Below are 17800 nucleotides of genomic sequence, written 5' to 3' on the forward strand. Positions count from 1 at the left end.
CTTTACTGTCGCAGGATTTGGCTGCGACATTCAAACGAGTCGGGGAATGGACATCGACTCGTAACAGTCGCCAGCTGCCCCGTTCGGGCTCAGCTGACCCTCAGGTGGCGCTCAGGCGCAGCTCAGGACCGTTTCAACGCCACTGACAGCATGTCGGCGATCATTTCGTCGCCGATGCCCATCGAACGCAGTTCGGCGACGTGCGCCACGGTCATGCGCTGCGCTTTCGCGTCCGCGGAGCCTGACCGCTCCGTCACGAACGACCCGTTGCGCCCCCGCGTCTCGATGACGTCGGCCGCCTCGAGCTCGCGGTAGGCCCGCGCCGCGGTGTTCGGTGCGATGGACAACTCGGCGGCGAGGGCGCGCACGGTCGGCAGCTTCGAGCCCACCAGCAATTCGCCCCTGCCGACGAGCTCGATGACCTGCCGCCGCACCTGTTCGTAGGGCGGTTCGGCGGAATCGGGATCGATGGTGATGTCCATTCCCCGGCCCGTCACAGCAGATCGCGCGCGACCGGGCACGACATGCAGCGCGGACCACCCCGGCCCGAGCCCAGTTCACTGCCGGCGATGGTGAGGACCTCGATACCCGAGTCCCGGAGGCGGCGGTTCGTCTCGACGTTGCGGTCGTAGGCCACGACGACGCCGGGCGAGATCGCCAGGGTGTTGTTGCCGTCGTCCCACTGCTCGCGTTCGGCGGTCACCGCGTCGAGCCCGGTGTCGATGACGCGGAGCTTGCCGATCCCCATGGCGTCGGCGGCCGCCTCGACGAACGGCGCCGGTCCCACGACGGTCGGGGTGTCGTCGTCCATCCGGATCGTGAACGCCGACAACGAGTCCTGGATCACCGGGTACATCACCACGGCGTCGGTGTCGACCATCGTGCAGACGGTGTCGAGATGCATCGACGCTCGCCGCTGCTCGATGGGGACCGCGAGCACGGTGTGCGCGAGTCCGTCGTCGAACAGGCTGCGCGCCAGCGCCTCCGCCCCCGCGGGCGTGGTCCGCTCACCGACACCGACCGCGACGACCCCCGGCGCCATCAGCAGGATGTCGCCGCCCTCGATCGGGGCGCTGTGCGACTCGTAGGCGCGACGGGCGCCCCGGAACCGCGGGTGGTGGGCGTAGATCAGGTCGGTCAGCGATGTCTCGCGCACCCGTGCGGGCAGCGCGAGGGTGGTGATCGCGAACCGGGTCCCGATCCAGAACGAGCTGTCCCGGGTGAACAGCAGGTTGGGCAGCGGATCGATCGCGAACTCGACGCCGTGATGCATCCGTCGCACCAGCGACGCCCGCGCCGCGGCGGGGCTCTCGGGCATCTCGTCGAACGTCATGCCCGCCATCAGGATCGTGGCCAGGTCGGCGGGCGGCAGGGTGCGCAGGTGGCCGGCGAGTTCCTGGGCGAGGTGGTGCCCGAGGCGACGCGCGCTGACCGCTGCGGCGATGCCCTGCATGCGGGCGGCGCCACTGAGCTCGATGGTCTGGCGCAGCAGGTCGCCGAGCAGCAGGACCTCGACGTCGTGATCACGCAACACCTGGGCGAACGTGTCGTGCTCCTCCTGCGCCCGGTCCACCCAGGGCAACCCGTCGAAGAGCAGTTGGTCGCTGTTGCGCGGGGTCAGACGCCGGAGCTCGTCGCCCGGCCGGTGCAGCATCACACTGCGGAGCCGACCCACCTCGGAATTCGCACCCAGCGGTGGTGCCGATCCGGGATCGACGGCAGATCCGCTCTGATCACTCATGCGGACACGGTAATCGTCGGCGCGGCGCGTCGCCGCTCACCGACGGGGCGGCTCCACGGTTGCGTCGCCGTCGGCCGTGGGTGGGATCGACGAGATGACGGGCTTGTCGATGGGCTCGCCGGTGCGCACCGGGGCGGTCTCCCGGGCGACCGACCACAGCGCCAGGGCCACGAGCGGCACCGCGCCGGTGAGCAGGAACGCCGGACCGTAGCCACCGGCGTGGTCGACCATCAGACCCGCGAGGATCGGCCCGGTCACGGCACCGACGTCGGAGATCATCTGGAAGGCGGCGAGTGCGGTGCCGCCCTGACCGCGCTTGGCGAGCAGGTCGGCCAGTGCCGCCTGGTGGGTGGGGGCGAACAGCCCCGACCCGACGCCGGCCACGAAGCTCAGGACGCCGGCCAGCCACAGGGATCCGCTGTAGCCGAGGACCAGGGTGGCACCCGACATCAGGGCGAGACCGGGCAGCATGATCGGCTTCCTCCCCAGGCGATCCGAGAGCCGCCCCGCGACGACGATGGACGCGACGTTGCCCGCGGCGTACACGGCGAGCACCACACCCGACCACGCGCTGGACTCGTCGAGCCCGTAGACGATGTAGAGCGGCACGAGCGCCACGCGCACGCCCTGACTCGCGAAACCCTGGGTGAAGCTCGAGGCGAGGATGGCCCGATAGGTCCTGTCGCGGAGCGCCTCCCGGAGTCCGACGGGGTCGAGGACCGGACCCGATCCGCCGACCGGGCGGCCGCCGACGCCCCGCAGTTGGGTGGCCACGACCGCCGAGGCGATCAGCAGGGCGACCGCGTAGACGACGAACGGCAGACGCAACCCGTAGTTGACCAGCGCCGCGCCGATCAGCGGGCCGGTGATGTTGCCGAGGAGGAAGCCGCCGCTGAAGAAGCCCGAGACGCGGCCGCGCAGATCGGTGGGCGAGAGCCGGATGAGCAACGCCAGCGCGGAGACGCTGAACATCGTCGAGCCGATGCCGCCGAGACCACGGAAGATCAACAGCTGCCAGTAGTTCTGGGCGAAGGCGCACGCCAGCGTCGAGGCCGCGACGATGAGCAGGCCGGTGAGGTAGACCCGCCGCTCACCGAGCAGCGACACCAACTTGCCGCTGGCGGGGGCGAACAGCAGACGCATCATCGCGAACGCCGAGACGATCACCGTCGCCGCGGCGACGGACACGTCGAAACTGCGGGCGAAGTTGGGGAGCGCGGGGGCGATCAGGCCGTAGCCGAGGGCGATGACGAAGTTCGCGGCGAGCAGAACCCAGATCCCGCGAGGGATCTGTCTCATCGTGGACCCGGATTCGACGTGATCGGCATGTGTTCGATAGTCGACCATCGCCCGGCGTTGCACCAAACCGTCGACCGTTCCCTACGATCTGGCAGATGACGATCTCGACCTCTCGCGGCCTGGCCGCCATCGCCGTGCTGGCCCTCGCCCTGACAGCCGCCTGCGCACCCACCTCCGACTCCGACGGCGGATCCGCCTCCGGCGCGGCGTCGGCGTCGTTGTCGGAGTGCGAGCCCGCCACCCTGCCGGTCGTGGCCAAGGGAACGCTGACCGTGGCCACCGACGACCCGGCGTACGAGCCGTGGTTCAGCGACAACGACCCCACCAACGGCAAGGGCTTCGAGTCGGCGGTGGCCTACGCCGTGGCCGACAAGCTCGGATTCACCAAGAATCAGGTCAAGTGGACCAAGGCGGGGTTCAACCAGGTGATCCAGCCCGGCAAGAAGAACTTCGACTTCGACATCAACCAGTTCTCGATCTCCGCGCAGCGGGCCAAGGCCGTGGACTTCTCGAGCCCGTACTACTCGGCCTCGCAGGCGATCATCACACTCGCGGACTCACCGTTCGCGGGTGCGACGTCACTCGCCGACCTCAAGGGCGCGAAACTCGGTGCGCAGATCGCCACCACCTCGCTCACCGCGATCGATCAGATCGCACCGACCACCGCGCCGCTGGTCTACGACGACACCTCCAAGGCCGGCCAGGCCCTGCAGAACAAGCAGGTCGACGCGATCGTCGCCGACCTGCCGACCGCGTACTACCTGACGTCCGCGGAGATCACCGGCGGCAAGATCGTCGGCGAGTTCCAGCCGACGAAGGGTGAGCAGGAACGGTTCGGACTGTTGCTGTCGAAGGGCAGCGCGCTCACTCCGTGCGTCAACGCAGCGGTCGACTCGTTGAACTCCGACGGCACCCTGACCGATCTCCAGAACGAGTGGTTGACCCGGGCGACCAGCGTTCCCGAACTGAAGTGACCTCCCGCGCGACGCCGCTGAGCGAACGCCAACTCGAGCGGCAGCGGTACCGGCGTCGCCGGACGCGGACGCGGGCCGCCATCGCCGCGGTCTCGACGGTCGTCGTGCTCGGCCTCGTCATCGCGGTCGTGATCTCCTCCCCGGGCTGGGACCGGGTGCACGCCACGTTCTTCGACTGGCACGACGCGAAAGGGTCGTTCCCCGACGTCGCGAAGTCGTTCTGGCTCAACATCCGTCTGTTCCTCGTCGTCGAGGTCTTCGTCCTCGTGCTCGGTCTCGTCGTCGCGATCATCCGGGTCATCCCCAGCCCCGCGCTCGCGCCGGTCAAACTGGTGGCGGTGCTCTACACCGACATCTTCCGTGGCACCCCAACACTTCTCATCGTCCTGCTGGTCGGTTTCGGTGTGCCCGCGCTCGAGTTGAGCGGCTTGCCGACGAGCCTGTTCTGGCTCGGCGTCATCGCACTGACGCTGAGTTACGGCGCGTACGTCGCCGAGGTCATCCGCGCGGGCATCCTGTCGGTGCACCCGTCCCAGTGGGCGAGCGGTCGCGCGATCGGCCTGTCCTACGGCAAGACCCTGCGGCACGTGATCCTGCCGCAGGCGTTGCGACGGGTCGCTCCCCCGCTGCTCAACGACTTCGTGTCGCTGCAGAAAGACACCGCGCTGCTGTCGACGATCGGGCTGGTGGAGTCGTTGCGCGCGGCCCAGGTGATCTCCGGTCGCGATTTCGTCTTCACCCCGTACGTCGTCGCTGCGTGCTTCTTCATCGTCGCCACGATCCCCCTCGCCCGTCTCACCGACTATCTGACGGTGCGTTCGATGCGCCGCGAGAGCGGGTTCTGATGACCGCGACCGGGAAAGACGCGACCTCGGCGACCGAGCTGCTCCGCGCCGTGGCGATCCGCAAGTCGTTCGGCGGCAACGACGTCCTGCGCGGTATCGACCTCACCGTCGGGCAGGGCGAGGTCGTCTGCCTGATCGGCGCGTCCGGATCGGGCAAGTCGACGCTGTTGCGCTGCCTCGACCTGTTGGAGGTCCTCGACGACGGTGACATCTGGCTCGACGGGCGCGAGATCACCGATCCGCGTGTCGACGTCGACGAGGTACGGCGTTCGATCGGGATCGTCTTCCAGGCCTACAACCTGTTCCCGCACCTGTCGGTGCTGCGCAACCTCACCCTCGGACCGGTCAAGGCTCGCGGGATCTCCGGTGCCGACGCCCGTGCCCGAGCGCACGCCCTGCTCGAGCGGGTCGGGCTGTCGGAGAAGTCCGGCGCGTACCCGGACTCGCTGTCGGGTGGTCAGCAGCAGCGGGTCGCACTCGCCCGCGCGATCGCGATGGACCCGCAGGTGTTGTTGCTCGACGAGATCACCTCGGCGCTCGACCCGATGCTCGTCGGCGAGGTGCTCGACGTCATCAGGGGTCTGCGGGCCGACGGGATGACGATCGTGATGGCCACCCACGAGATGACATTCGCCCGCGAGGTTGCCGACCGCATCGTGTTCATGGCCGACGGCCGGATCGAGGAGTCCGGTCCGCCGGAGCAGATCTTCACCGCGCCGAGCAGTCCACGCACCGCGGAGTTCCTCGCCCGACACCTTGGCTGAGCCCGCCCGGGGGCCGGGTCACGAGGACGCGTCGGCCGGTCGGTCGAGCTGCAGGATGTGGTGCGCGGGGTCGTCGATCGGGTTGTCGGGCACGAGATCTCCGCTGGCGACGATGCGGAAGCCCGCCTTCTCCAGAGCCCGCCACGACCGGCGGTTCGCGGCCACCACGGGAACCAGCAACGTCTGGGCGTCGCCGTACCGGTCGAAGGTGTCGGCGCTGACCGAAGCGATGATCACCGGACCGAGTCCGCGTCCGATCAGCTCCGGGACCCCGATCAGGTAGTCGATGGTGTACGCGGTCGGAGGCACCGCTCCGATGACCGGCTCGAACTCGTGCAGGTACTCGGGGTAGTCGGCGATCCGGCACCGCTGGACCAGACCGACCGGTGTCCCGGCGACGAGCACGACGAGGTTGTCGCCGGGTTCGGCGCCGTCGATCCCCGGCCCGAAATCGCGTTCCAGCGCGGCGCCGTCGAACTCCTGATGCCACCACCGCGCGACGTCGGGGGTCGCCAGCCAGCGGGCGAGCAACTCGAAGTCGTCGCGTGTCAGCGGGCGGAATCCGATGTCGGGGTGTGCGATCACCATCTCCGGGATTGTTGCTCGTCGAGCGCGTGCTCGGTGAGCGATCGACCGAGTTCGATCATCTCCGTCGCCCGGTGGAAATCCAGGCTGCGGATGGCGGTGCGCGGCACCTCGATCAGCACGTCCGGCGGGAACGCGGCCAGCTGATAGCGGGCCAGCGCCTCCTGCATGATGTCGAGCGAGCGGTCCATGATCGTGAAACGACTGAGCTTGCGCAGGGCCGAGTCGTCGGACGGCGAGGCGATGACGCGGGACTCCTGATCGGAGGTCTCCGCGACCGCGGCCACGCCGTCGGGATCCACCTCGGAGGCGTCCTCCGCGCCCGGGTCGCCGGCGAACCGGTCGACGATGGACTTGACGAAGTTCTGTTCCAGCAACGGCGACGCGGTCCGTCGGATCATGTCCATCGCGCCGGGTACCACGTGGGCCGATTCGTGGCTCTCGGCGTCGATCCCACCGGTGTCCGCACCGAGGTCGACGCCGATGATCAGGTCGGCGCCGGCCGCGGCCAGGGGCGCGATCGGTACCGGGTCGAGGATGCCGCCGTCGACCAGGACGCGACCGTTCAGGACGAACGGGGTGATGACCCCGGGGATGGCGATCGATGCGCGGATCGCGGTGTCCACCGGCCCGCGTTGGAACCACTTCGCACGGCCCGCGGTGAGGTCGGTGGCGACCGCGGTGAACGGGATCGGGAGGTCCTCGATCTGCACCTCACCCAGGATCTCGCGCACCTTGTCGAGGATCTTGGCGGCGTGGATGACCCCGGGCGCCGACAGTGAGACGTCCATCAACCGCACCACGTCGAGCTGGTTCAGCCCGGTGACCCAGGACGTGTACTCCTCGAGTCGGCCGGCGGCGTGCAGGCCCGCGATGAGGGCGCCCATCGAGGATCCGGCGATGCCGACGATCTCGTAGCCGCGTTCCTCCAGCACCTGCAGGACACCGATGTGGGCGTACCCCCTGGCACCGCCACTGCCGAGCGCCACCGCAACGGTTGTTGTGCTCACGCCGTCCAGCGTACGAGCCGTCACCTCGCAGCGGTTCCGTGGGCACACCACATCGACTTCCCAGGCGAGCCGGACACGCTGGCCGCACCGACCACGTGTGAAAGAGGAATTCGATGGCCACCCCCGCCACCATCACGACCGTGCCGCCGCGCTGCTCTACGCAATGCGCCGCAAGCCGGCGCTCGCCGACACCATCCGGGCAGGGCGACACCCCGCTGCAGATCTACGCCGGTGTCATGGGGCTCGCCGTGCTGGCTCTCGTGTCGACGACGGTGTCGTACTTTCACCGCGAACCGCGACACAGTCAGCAATCTTTCCCGTTGAGCGGGAAGAACTGCTGACTCTGGTCTCGCACCGTCGGCGGGGCGCAACGACGCACCTTGGGGGCAGCGCGAGCAGGCCTTATCGTGGCCTGCATGAACTGGGCTTCCTACGCAGCGTTCCTCGGGCTCGTCGCCCTGCTGACACTGTTGCCGGGACCCGACACCGCCGTGGCCATCAAGAACACATTGCAGGGTGGTCGGCGTCGCGGGGGCTGGTGTCTGTTCGGGATCAGCACCGCCAGCGTCGTGCAGAGCACCGCGGCCGCGGCCGGCCTCGGCGTCCTCATCGTCACGGTCGAACCACTGTTCCTCACCATCAAATACGTCGGTGCGGCCTATCTGCTGTTCCTCGCGGTACAGGCCTTGCGCAGTGCTCGACGCGGCGAGTACAGCGACGACACCACCCCGTCCGGGGGGTCGTCGTCCGCGGTGGCGGGGTGGCGTCAGGGTTTCATCTCCAACATCTGCAACCCGAAGGTCATCGCCTTCTACCTCGCTGTGCTGCCGCAGTTCCTGGGAACCGAGCCCACGCTCACGGCGATCGCGGTCTACGCGGTCACGTTCCCACTGATCGGTACCGCGTACCTCGCGGTGATCATCCACGGCGTCCACCGGGCGCGGGAGGTCTTCACCCGCAGACGCATCCGTCGCACGATGGATGCCGTGACCGGCGCGGCCCTGGTCGCGTTCGGACTCCGGCTCGCCACCGAGTGATCCGCTGACCCGGGCCCACCACCGCGAGGGCGGCGATCGTTTTACCCGAATGCAATGCCGCAGAAACGCGTCTGGGCGCAGAATCTGGGGATGAACGAGCAGACCGTCCGTGCCGCGATCGTCCAGACCTCGTGGACCGGTGACCGCGAGACGATGATCGCCGCGCACATCGACTACGCACGGGAGGCGGCGCTGCAGGGCGCGCAGATCATCGGCTTCCAGGAGGTGTTCGACGCGCCCTACTTCTGCCAGGTGCAGGAGGAGAAGTACTACGCCTTCGCCGAGGAGATCCCCGGTCCGACCACCGACACGTTCTGCGACCTAGCGCGCGAGCTGTCGATGGTGATGGTGGTCCCGATCTACGAACGCGAGCAGGGCGGGTTCCTTTACAACACCGCGGTGGTCATCGACGCCGACGGGACGCTGCTCGGGAGATACCGCAAACACCACATCCCGCAGCTGCCCGGCTTCTGGGAGAAGTTCTACTTCCGCCCCGGCAACCTCGGATGGCCGGTGTTCGACACCGCCGTCGGCAAGGTAGGTGTCTACATCTGTTACGACCGCCATTTCCCCGAGGGCTGGCGCGCACTCGGTCTCGCGGGTGCGCAGATCGTCTACAACCCCTCGGCCACCAGCCGCGGCCTCTCGAGCTACCTGTGGAAGCTCGAACAGCCCGCATCGGCCGTCGCCAACGAGTACTTCGTCGCCGCGATCAACCGCGTCGGCGTCGAGGCGGAGTACGGCGACAACGACTTCTACGGCACCAGCTACTTCGTCGACCCCGAGGGCAAATTCGTGGGCGAGGTGGGTTCCGACACCGACCCCGAACTCATCGTCCGCGACCTCGACCTGGGTCTCATCGAAACGGTGCGCAATCGGTGGGCGTTCTACCGCGACCGCCGCCCGGACGCCTACGGCCCGCTCACCGCACCCTGACGTCCGCTCTCCTCGATCGAAGGGACACCGAAGTGTCGACGACGTTCATCCACGGCGGAACGGTGGTGTCGACCACCGGTGCCCAACCCCTCGACGTCCTGATCTCCGACGAGACGATAGTCGCGGTCATCGCGCCCGGATCCACCGTTCTCGGAGCGGATCTCGCGGCGAGCGCGGATCACACCATCGACGCGACCGGGCGCTACGTGATCCCCGGTGGCATCGACGCGCACACGCACATGGAGATGCCGTTCGGTGGCACCTTCGCCTCCGACACCTTCGAGACCGGGACCCGTGCCGCGGCGTGGGGTGGCACGACGACCATCATCGACTTCGCCGTGCAGAACCCGGGGATGCGGTTGCAGGACACCGTCGCCGCGTGGCACGAGAAGGCCGCGGGCAACTGTGCCGTCGACTACGGCTTCCACCAGATCATCGGCGGCGTCGACACCGACTCACTCAAGGCGATGTCCGAACTCGTCGCCGAGGGCATCACCAGCTTCAAGCTGTTCATGGCCTACCCGGGGGTCTTCTACTCCACCGACGGCCAGATCCTGCAGGCCATGCAGTTCGCGGCCGAACTCGGCGCGCTGATGATGATGCACGCGGAGAACGGGATAGCGATCGACGTCTTGGTCGAGCAGGCCCTCGCCCGTGGTGACACCGATCCGATCTTCCACGGCACATCACGCGCATGGCAGATGGAGGAGGAGGCCACGCACCGGGCGATCATGCTGGCGCATCTGACCAAGGCGCCGCTCTACGTCGTACACGTCTCGGCCAAGCAGGCCCTCGAACAGATCGCGACGGCACGGGGCAACGGGCAGAACGTGTTCGCCGAGACGTGCCCGCAATATCTGTACCTGTCCCTCGAGGAGCAGCTCGGCGCACCGGGTTTCGAGGGCGCCAAATGGGTCTGCTCGACCCCGCTGCGCCCACGCGCGGAGGGTCACCAGGACGAACTGTGGCGCTACATCCGCACCGGCGACGTGACGACGGTGGCCACCGACCACTGTCCGTTCTGCATGAAGGACCAGAAGGACATGGGCGTGGGGAACTTCGCGAAGATCCCGAACGGTATCGGGTCGGTGGAACACCGGATCGACCTGATGTTCCAGGGCGTCAAGGACGGCAAGATCTCGCTCGAACGCTGGGTGGACATCTGTTGCACGACGCCCGCGCGCATGTTCGGGATGTACCCGCGCAAGGGCATCATCTCCCCCGGTGCCGACGCCGACATCGTCATCTACGACCCGAACGGACACACCAGCATCGGCGTCGAGAAGACCCACCACATGAACATGGACTACTCGGCCTACGAGGGCTTCGAGATCGACGGCCACGTCGACACCGTCATCTCGCGTGGCCGGGTCATCGTCGACGACGGCGCCTATCACGGCTCCAGGACCCATGGCTCGTTCGTCAAACGCGGCCTGTCGCAGAACCTGATCTGACGGCCGGCCGGACACGAAGCGCAGCGGAGCTGGACCAGAAGGAGGTCGGGTACATCATGGATCTCGGTGTTGTGCTGCAGTGCAATCCGCCCGCGTCGGAGGTGGTCGACCTCGCCGTGCGCGCCGAACAGCTCGGGTTCAGCCACGTCTGGACGTTCGACTCCCACCTGCTGTGGCAGGAGCCGTACGTCATCCACTCGGCAATCCTCGCCGCCACCGACCGGGTCGTCGTCGGGCCGATGGTGACCAACCCCGCGACCCGCGAACCGACGGTCACCGCGTCCACGTTCGCCACGCTCAACGAGATGTACGGCAATCGCACCATCTGCGGCATCGGCCGGGGCGACTCCGCGGTCCGCACCCTCGACGGTCGACCGAGCACGCTCGCCACCCTGCGCGAGTCGATCCGGGTGATCCGCGCGCTGGGGAATTCCGGCGAGATGGAGATCGACGGCACCACGCTGCGGCTGCCGTGGAGTCACGGCTCCGCGCTGGAGGTCTGGGTCGCGGCCTACGGCCCGAAAGCACTCGCGCTGACCGGTGAGGTCGCCGACGGCTACATCCTGCAGCTCGGCGACCCCGACATCGCCGTGTGGATGATCGGGCAGGTGCGGGCGGCCGCCGAACGCGCAGGACGCGACCCGGCCGCCATCCGGTTCTGCGTCGCGGCACCGGCCTACGTCACCGCCGACGACTCCCCCGACTCGCTGGCCCACGCGCGCGAGCAGTGCCGCTGGTTCGGAGGCATGGTCGGCAACCACGTCGCCGACATCGTCACCCGCTACGGCGCGACATCGGAGGTCCCCGAGGCGCTCACCTCGTACATCGCCGGACGCACCGGCTACGACTACACCGAGCACGGCCGCGCCGGGAACAGCCACACCACCTTCGTGCCCGACGACATCGTCGACCGCTTCTGCATCATCGGTCCACCGGCCACGCACGTCGAGCGCCTCGCCGAACTCCGCGAACTCGGCGTCGACCAGTTCGCCGTCTACCTGCAGCACGACGCCAACTCCGAGACGCTCGAGGCGTACGGCGCGCAGGTCATGCCTGCCCTGGTGCAGGGCACAATGAACACATGACCGACAACTCCGTCCCCACACCCGACCCCGCGACCGGAGCGCAGGTCCGCGCCGACGACCGCGCCCACGTCTTCCACTCGTGGTCGGCCCAGGCGCAGATCGACCCGCTACCGATCGCCGGCGCACAGGGCTCCTGGTTCTGGGACTACGACGGCAAACGGTATCTCGATCTCGGCTCGCAGCTCGTCAACGCCAACGCGGGCCACGGCCACCCCGCCATCGTCGACGCGATCTGCGAACAGGCCCGGATCCTGCCGACCATCGCGCCGTCGTTCGCCAACGACAAACGCGGCGAACTGGCCCGACTCATCGCCGAACGGGCGCCGGGCGACCTCAACAAGGTGTTCTTCACCAACGCCGGTGCCGAGGCCAACGAGCACGCGATCCGCATGGCGCGCGTGGCCACCGGCCGCTCGACGGTGCTGGCGATGTACCGCAGCTATCACGGCGCCTCGGGCACCACGATCGGGCTGACCGGCGATCCCCGTCGCTGGCGCGCCGAGCCGACGGGTAACGACGTCGCCCGGTTCTTCGGCCCGTACCCGTTCCGGTCGCCGTGGAACACCGACTCGATCGAGGCGGAGGGCGTTGCGGCACTGAATCATCTGCGACAGGTGGTCGAGCTGCAGGGCCCCGCGACCATCGCCGCGATCATCATCGAGACCGTCATCGGCACCAACGGCGTCATCGTCCCGCCGCCGGGATACCTCGCCGGTGTCCGCGCGCTGTGCGACGAGTACGGCATCGTCTACATCGCCGACGAGGTCATGGTCGGATTCGGCCGCCTCGGAGAGTGGTTCGGCGTCAACGCCTTCGACGTCACCCCGGACCTCATCACCTTCGCCAAGGGCGTCAACTCCGGCTACGTCCCGCTCGGCGGGGTCGTCATCGGGTCGCGCATCGCCGACCACTTCGCCGACACCCCCTACCCCGGCGGCCTCACCTACAGCGGGCATCCGCTGGCCTGTGCCGCGGGTGTGGCGTCGATCAAGGCCTTCGAGGCCGACGGCGTCATCGACCGGGTCCGCGCGACCGGCGAGGACCTCATCCGCCCGACCCTGGAGAAGATCGCCGACAATCATCCGTCGGTCGGTGAGATCCGCGGTATGGGGTTCTTCTGGGCGATCGAACTCGTCCGCAATCCCGAGACCCGCGAGGGACTGGTCCCGTTCAACGCATCCGGCGCGGCGGCGGCGCCGATGGCCGAACTCGTCGGGGCGTTCAAGGAGCGCGGGGTGTGGCCGTTCACCCACTTCAACCGCATCCATCTCGCGCCGCCGCTGGTCACCTCCGACGACGACCTCTCCCACGCGATGGGTGTCCTCGACGAGGTCCTCGACCTCGCCGACCGACACGTGGTGTCGTAGACGCAGCGATGAGTTCGGGCGCCGCGGCAGGTCTGTACGGTCAGCACCCACCAGCGTCCGAGGAGCAGTCATGGCATCGATCACCCCGTCCCTGTGGTTCAACGAAGATCTCGAGGAGGCACTCGAGCTGTACACGTCGGTGTTCCCGGACACGACCGTCCACGGGGTCAACCGGTCGTCGGAGGACGGTCCGGTCCTCTCGGCCGAGTTCGAACTCGTCGGACAGCGGTTCATGGCGCTGAACTACCCCTCGGACTTCCGGTTCACCGAGGCGGTGTCGCTGGTGATCTCCTGCGCTGACCAGGCCGAGGTCGACCACTACTGGGATCAGCTCGTCGTCGGCGGCGAGGAGTCGCAGTGCGGATGGCTCAGGGATCGGTTCGGACTCAGCTGGCAGATCGTCCCGACGCGGTTGTACGAGTTGCTGTCCGACCCGGACCCGGCGCGCGCGAACGGCGCGATACAGGCCATGTTGCAGATGCAGAAGATCGTCATCGCCGATCTCGAGGCCGGCGCCGACAACGCCTGAGGAGCCTCAGGTCTCGCGAGGCACCCGCAGGCGTGAGGCGCCCGGGCCGGTCGTCGCGGCGACGTCGTCGGGGTTGAGCAGCTTGCAACTGCTCATCGACAGGCAGCCGCACCCCACGCACGACCCCATCAGGTCACGCATGTGCTCGAGCAACTCGATGCGCTCGTTGATGTCGTCGATCCACTGCTTCGACGCCTTCTCCCACATCCGCGGGGTCGGGGACTCGGTGGTGCCCAGCACCGCGAGCACCTCACCGATCTTCGTCAGCGGGATACCGGCGGCGGCCGACGCCCGGATGAACGCGACCCGCCGCAACATCGCGCGGTGGTACCGGCGCTGGTTGCCCGAGGTGCGACGACTGAAGATGAGTCCCTTGTCCTCGTAGAAGCGCACCGCCGACGGGGCGACGCCGGCACGCTGCGCCAACTCCCCGACGGTGAGTTCGACATTCTTCGGAGGCATGCCGAGCACCCTACGCCGACTTCAAGTGAGATTGAAGTCCCGATCAGCTTCGCATTGCGGTGACCAGGATGGCCGGGAAGATGTAGGTCGCGATCAGTACGAGGATCCCCACGAGCGGGATGGAGACCGACACCCGATCGCAGTAGTACGCCCTACACGCGAACCCGATGGTCACGGCGATGATGATCGGTCCGCCGATTGCGACCGCGCCGCTGCCGACGAGCATGGCGCCGAGAGACGTCGGATCGCGCGCCCAGTCCGAACTCGGGAGCATCAGCCGAACAAAGAGCGCGCACTGCACGGTGACCAGCACCGCGGTGGCCACCCGGTCAGCGATGTTCCAGCCACTCGAACTCGACGTTGCGCTGTCCGCCATCATGATGCCGCCCCTGGTTCGTCAACTCGCCGCGGTGTGCGGTGTCGAACTCTTGGATGCGCTGACAGAACCCGAATGTTCCCCGGCACGGGCCGCCGTATCGGGGCCCCGAGGTGCTGACTGTGTGGAAAGCGCCATCGAGTGTGCTGGCAGCGATACGCGAGACGTGCCGCAAAACAACGCACACTCGATGAGCGCTTTCCGCACCGTCAGCGGCTTTTCACCATCCCCAGAACGCGGGAAGACTTCGAATGTTCGAACATGTGTTCGAGTAGTTGTGGTACGCTGACAATGTAGCCGCGCCCGGGGAGGAGTGCTTCGTGACCATCGCCGATATGCCTGACACCGATACCGTGTCTGTTCTGGAAGCGAATTACGCTGCGCTCGAACAGCTCCTAGACGAGATCGCAGCTGGCTCGTCGGATGCATGTAGCGATGCGGTGGTCGCGGAGTTGGCCGAGCGTCATGAGCGGGTGGTGCGGCGGATGGAATCGATCGGAAACCGACGGATCCTGGACGTGTCTGATCGGGAGGCCTTCCGGGTGTCGGGGTCGAAAAGCCTGACCGACTACATGTCGACCCGGTTACGGATCACCCGCCCCCGCAGACGGTTACGCGCAGTCCAACACCTCGAAGCCATGCATGCGATGACCGGCGAGAAACTCCCACCCCGCGCCCCGAACACCGCAGTAGGCCTGGCCGACGGACACCTGGGTGCCGAGCACGTCGATGCGATCCTCGACGTACTGGCCAAGGTTCCCGCCGCAGTCGACCCCGACGAGACAGCGAAAGCCGAATCCGCGTTGGCCACCGAAGCGCGTCGGTTGACGCCGCGGGAGATCACCCAGCTCGGGGTCCGGATCCTGGCCTACCTCGACCCCGATGGCACCCTGACCGACGACCGTGACCGCGCCCGCAACCGGAAGCTGTCATTGGGTTCTCAGGACGCGCAGCTGATGTCGACACTGTCCGGGACCCTCGACCCGACCACCCGGGCACTGTTCGAGGTGGTGCTCGCGGCGTGGGCGGCACCCGGGATGAACAACCCCGACGACGATCAGTCTCCGCGCGGCGACACCGCCGGCATCGACCCCGACCATCTGCGCGACGCCGCCGGCCGCGACACCCGCTCAGCGGCCCAACGCAACCACGACGCATTGAAAGCGCTGCTGCAGTGCGCGGCCGACGGCGGCCTGCTCGGTGCGTCGCATCGCGGACTGCCACCGCACATCATCATCTCGATCACCGAGAACGAACTCCGCGACCGCGCCGGCGTCGCGAACACCGCGACCGGCACCGACCTCCCCTTCACCGACGTGCTGACGCTGGCGGCGAAAGCGCAGATGCATCTCGCGGTGTTCGACGACCACACCGCCGAACCACTGTTCCTCGGCCGCGCCCACCGCCTCGCATCCCAAGCCCAACGATTCCTGTTATTCGCGAAATACGGCGGCTGCGGGGCAGCGGACTGCCCGACCCCCTACGCGCACTGCGAAATCCACCACGCAGAAAAAGACTGGGCCGACGGCGGCACCACCGACGCCAACCACCTCGCACCCGCATGCGGCCCCCACAACCGGGCCGTCGGCCCCAACCCCGACCAATGGACCACCGAAAAAATCACCACCGGCCCCGACCGCGGCCGATACGGCTGGCGCCGCAACACCGACCCACCCGAGGAACTCCACGCCAACCACCGACACCACATCCGCGAACTCCTCGACCAACACGGTGACGATGACCCGTGGGTCGAGAACACATCACACGTCGAGATCCCGTTGTCGAGCATCGAGCACCGACTGGCGCTTCGACTGATCGAACGGATACCGCGGCCCACCGCAGACGTCGCCTGGCCCCGGCGCCCGGTCAGCTACATGTGAAGAGACTCCGGGCGCCATGAGGTGCTCGACCCGCTGCCCGCACGTGAGTATCGGTTATTAGTCTGTCGAAGTGACTGATCTCCAGACCCCCGCGGTGAGTGTCGCCGCGCGTCTCGACCGCCTGCCGATCGTGCGCGCGCACTGGGTGGCCACCGGCGTCATCGGCCTCGGCCTGTTCTTCGACCTCTACGAGAACTTCCTGGCCGCGACCATCTCGTCGGTGCTGCGAACCGACCTCGACCTGAGCCGGACCGAGCTGAACCTGCTCCTCGGATCAGCCTTCCTGGGCCAGTTCCTCGGTGCCGCGGTGATGGGCCGATACGCCGACCGGGTGGGCCGGCGCCGCGCGTTCATGATCAACCTCGCGGTGTACTCGCTGTTCTCGCTGCTCGGCGCATTCAGCCCCAACGCGACGTTCCTGGTCGTCACCCGGTTCATCGCCGGGATTGGCATCGGAGCCGAGTTCGCACTCGCCGACTCGTACCTCTCGGACCTGCTGCCCAAGAACATGCGGGGCAAGTTCATCTCCTGGGCCTACACGGTCGCGTTCCTCGGAGTCCCCACCGTCGGCCTGCTGGCGAGGTGGCTCGTGCCCCTGGAACCGTTCGGAGTCGACGGATGGCGCTGGCTGTTCGTCTTCGGCGGGCTCGGCTCGTTCGCGGTGTGGCTGGTCCGTCGGGGCCTGCCGGAGTCACCGCGCTGGTTGGAGACGCAAGGCCGCCACGACGAGGCCGACGAGATCTGCCGTCGTTTCGAGCAGCAGGCCATCGACGCCGGCCACGTGCTGGCCGAGCCCGATCCGCACCTGACGGTCACACCGATGAAGAAGGTCCCGCCGACCGCACTGTTCCGTGCGCCGCTGACCCGACGCACGACCATGCTCTGGATCCTGTCGGTCCTCGAGGTCTTCGGGTACTACGGGTTCGGCACCCTCGCGCCCATCATCCTGCTGGACAAGGGGTTCGATCTCGTCACGTCGCTGGGTTTCGTCGCGGCGACCTACATCGGCTACCCACTCGGATCCGTTCTGGCCATCCCGATCGTCGAACGCATCGAGCGCAAGTGGCTGGTGATCTCCTCGGCCGGGCTGATGGCCGCGTTCGGACTCTGGTTCGGGTTCGCCGACGCCGCGTGGGCGATCGTCGTGTCCGGTGTGCTCTACACGATGGCGTCGAACCTGTTCTCCAACGCGTATCACGTGTATCTCGCCGACTCCTACCCCACCGCGATCCGCGGAACGGCTGCGGGCGCGGCGTATTCGCTGTCGAAACTGGCCACCGGCGTCCTGCCGTTCATCCTGCTGCCGTTCCTCGACGCCAACGGGTCGGGCGCGGTGTTCGCCCTCGTCGCGGTCGCCATGGTCGCCCTGATGATCAACGTCGCGGTTCTGGGCCACCGCAGCACGGGGTTGTCCGCCGACGCGACGGTGTAGTCCCCAGGAGCGCGGCGACGTCGT

At 67.8% G+C, this 17800-nt stretch carries 19 protein-coding genes; 12 read left to right on the plus strand and 7 right to left on the minus strand.

Annotation, left to right across the window (positions count from 1 at the left end; genetic code table 11):
* Positions 1-122: 122 nt before the first annotated feature.
* Genes IEV93_RS15680 through IEV93_RS15690 form a run of 3 tightly spaced genes read right to left on the minus strand, consistent with a single transcriptional unit; the run spans position 123 to position 3040 of the window.
* Positions 123-482 carry a GntR family transcriptional regulator gene (locus IEV93_RS15680; protein ID WP_188490908.1) on the minus strand — a complete coding sequence of 120 codons (360 nt, stop codon included), beginning with the start codon at positions 480-482 and terminating at the stop codon, positions 123-125.
* An 11-nt stretch (positions 483-493) separates the two neighbouring features.
* Complete coding sequence (arcA, locus tag IEV93_RS15685; RefSeq protein ID WP_188490909.1) at positions 494-1741, minus strand: arginine deiminase; 1248 nt, start codon at positions 1739-1741, stop codon at positions 494-496.
* Between the two features lie 36 nt (positions 1742-1777).
* Positions 1778-3040 carry an MFS transporter gene (locus tag IEV93_RS15690; RefSeq protein ID WP_188490910.1) on the minus strand — a complete coding sequence of 421 codons (1263 nt, stop codon included), beginning with the start codon at positions 3038-3040 and terminating at the stop codon, positions 1778-1780.
* A gap of 95 nt (positions 3041-3135) precedes the next feature.
* On the opposite strand from IEV93_RS15690, the gene IEV93_RS15695 reads away from it, so the two are divergent.
* Genes IEV93_RS15695 through IEV93_RS15705 form a run of 3 tightly spaced genes read left to right on the plus strand, consistent with a single transcriptional unit; the run spans position 3136 to position 5623 of the window.
* Positions 3136-4014, plus strand: a complete 879-nt coding sequence (locus tag IEV93_RS15695) for an ABC transporter substrate-binding protein (RefSeq protein ID WP_188490911.1) — start codon at positions 3136-3138, stop codon at positions 4012-4014.
* A complete protein-coding gene (locus IEV93_RS15700) occupies positions 4011-4859 on the plus strand; it encodes an amino acid ABC transporter permease (protein WP_188490912.1) in 849 nt (282 codons plus the stop codon). The genes IEV93_RS15695 and IEV93_RS15700 overlap by 4 nt, the downstream gene beginning before the upstream one ends.
* Positions 4859-5623 carry an amino acid ABC transporter ATP-binding protein gene (locus tag IEV93_RS15705; RefSeq protein ID WP_188490913.1) on the plus strand — a complete coding sequence of 255 codons (765 nt, stop codon included), beginning with the start codon at positions 4859-4861 and terminating at the stop codon, positions 5621-5623. Before IEV93_RS15700 ends, IEV93_RS15705 begins: the two co-directional genes overlap by 1 nt.
* A gap of 18 nt (positions 5624-5641) precedes the next feature.
* Here IEV93_RS15705 and IEV93_RS15710 read toward each other — a convergent pair whose 3' ends face one another.
* Together IEV93_RS15710 and IEV93_RS15715 are read right to left on the minus strand one after the other, a co-directional pair.
* Positions 5642-6211 carry a GNAT family N-acetyltransferase gene (locus IEV93_RS15710; RefSeq protein ID WP_188490914.1) on the minus strand — a complete coding sequence of 190 codons (570 nt, stop codon included), beginning with the start codon at positions 6209-6211 and terminating at the stop codon, positions 5642-5644.
* Positions 6205-7218: a patatin-like phospholipase family protein gene (locus IEV93_RS15715; RefSeq protein ID WP_188490915.1), complete on the minus strand. Its 1014-nt coding sequence runs from the start codon at positions 7216-7218 to the stop codon at positions 6205-6207. Before IEV93_RS15715 ends, IEV93_RS15710 begins: the two co-directional genes overlap by 7 nt.
* Before the next feature lie 113 nt (positions 7219-7331).
* Between IEV93_RS15715 and IEV93_RS15720 the strand changes: the two genes are divergently transcribed.
* From IEV93_RS15720 to IEV93_RS15750, 7 genes are all read left to right on the plus strand, one after another.
* Positions 7332-7559, plus strand: a complete 228-nt coding sequence (locus tag IEV93_RS15720; RefSeq protein ID WP_188490916.1) for a hypothetical protein — start codon at positions 7332-7334, stop codon at positions 7557-7559.
* 75 nt (positions 7560-7634) lie between these two features.
* A complete protein-coding gene (locus IEV93_RS15725) occupies positions 7635-8255 on the plus strand; it encodes a LysE family translocator (protein WP_188490917.1) in 621 nt (206 codons plus the stop codon).
* Positions 8256-8345: 90 nt separating this feature from the next.
* A complete protein-coding gene (locus IEV93_RS15730) occupies positions 8346-9191 on the plus strand; it encodes a nitrilase-related carbon-nitrogen hydrolase (protein WP_188490918.1) in 846 nt (281 codons plus the stop codon).
* Positions 9192-9223: 32 nt separating this feature from the next.
* Entirely contained in the window at positions 9224-10645 is a 1422-nt protein-coding gene (hydA, locus tag IEV93_RS15735) for a dihydropyrimidinase (protein ID WP_188490919.1), read from the plus strand.
* A 56-nt stretch (positions 10646-10701) separates the two neighbouring features.
* Positions 10702-11730, plus strand: a complete 1029-nt coding sequence (locus tag IEV93_RS15740) for a TIGR03842 family LLM class F420-dependent oxidoreductase (protein WP_188490920.1) — start codon at positions 10702-10704, stop codon at positions 11728-11730.
* Positions 11727-13097, plus strand: a complete 1371-nt coding sequence (locus tag IEV93_RS15745) for an aspartate aminotransferase family protein (protein WP_188490921.1) — start codon at positions 11727-11729, stop codon at positions 13095-13097. Before IEV93_RS15740 ends, IEV93_RS15745 begins: the two co-directional genes overlap by 4 nt.
* A 70-nt stretch (positions 13098-13167) precedes the next feature.
* Positions 13168-13626 carry a VOC family protein gene (locus tag IEV93_RS15750; RefSeq protein ID WP_188490922.1) on the plus strand — a complete coding sequence of 153 codons (459 nt, stop codon included), beginning with the start codon at positions 13168-13170 and terminating at the stop codon, positions 13624-13626.
* Positions 13627-13632: 6 nt separating this feature from the next.
* Here IEV93_RS15750 and soxR read toward each other — a convergent pair whose 3' ends face one another.
* Together soxR and IEV93_RS15760 are read right to left on the minus strand one after the other, a co-directional pair.
* Positions 13633-14088 carry a redox-sensitive transcriptional activator SoxR gene (soxR, locus tag IEV93_RS15755; RefSeq protein WP_188490923.1) on the minus strand — a complete coding sequence of 152 codons (456 nt, stop codon included), beginning with the start codon at positions 14086-14088 and terminating at the stop codon, positions 13633-13635.
* A gap of 43 nt (positions 14089-14131) precedes the next feature.
* Positions 14132-14467, minus strand: coding sequence for a hypothetical protein (locus tag IEV93_RS15760; RefSeq protein WP_188490924.1), 336 nt, complete (start codon positions 14465-14467; stop codon positions 14132-14134).
* 332 nt (positions 14468-14799) lie between these two features.
* Here IEV93_RS15760 and IEV93_RS15765 point away from each other — a divergent pair, with 332 nt between their 5' ends.
* Both IEV93_RS15765 and IEV93_RS15770 read left to right on the plus strand, forming a co-directional pair.
* Complete coding sequence (locus IEV93_RS15765) at positions 14800-16344, plus strand: HNH endonuclease signature motif containing protein (protein ID WP_268237502.1); 1545 nt, start codon at positions 14800-14802, stop codon at positions 16342-16344.
* 70 nt (positions 16345-16414) lie between these two features.
* Positions 16415-17776 (plus strand): MFS transporter, encoded by a 1362-nt coding sequence (locus tag IEV93_RS15770; protein WP_229705228.1) that lies wholly within the window; start codon positions 16415-16417, stop codon positions 17774-17776.
* Positions 17777-17800 lie beyond the last annotated feature (24 nt).

It is taken from the genome of Williamsia phyllosphaerae (genome assembly GCF_014635305.1).
In the GTDB taxonomy this organism is placed as follows: domain Bacteria; phylum Actinomycetota; class Actinomycetes; order Mycobacteriales; family Mycobacteriaceae; genus Williamsia_A; species Williamsia_A phyllosphaerae.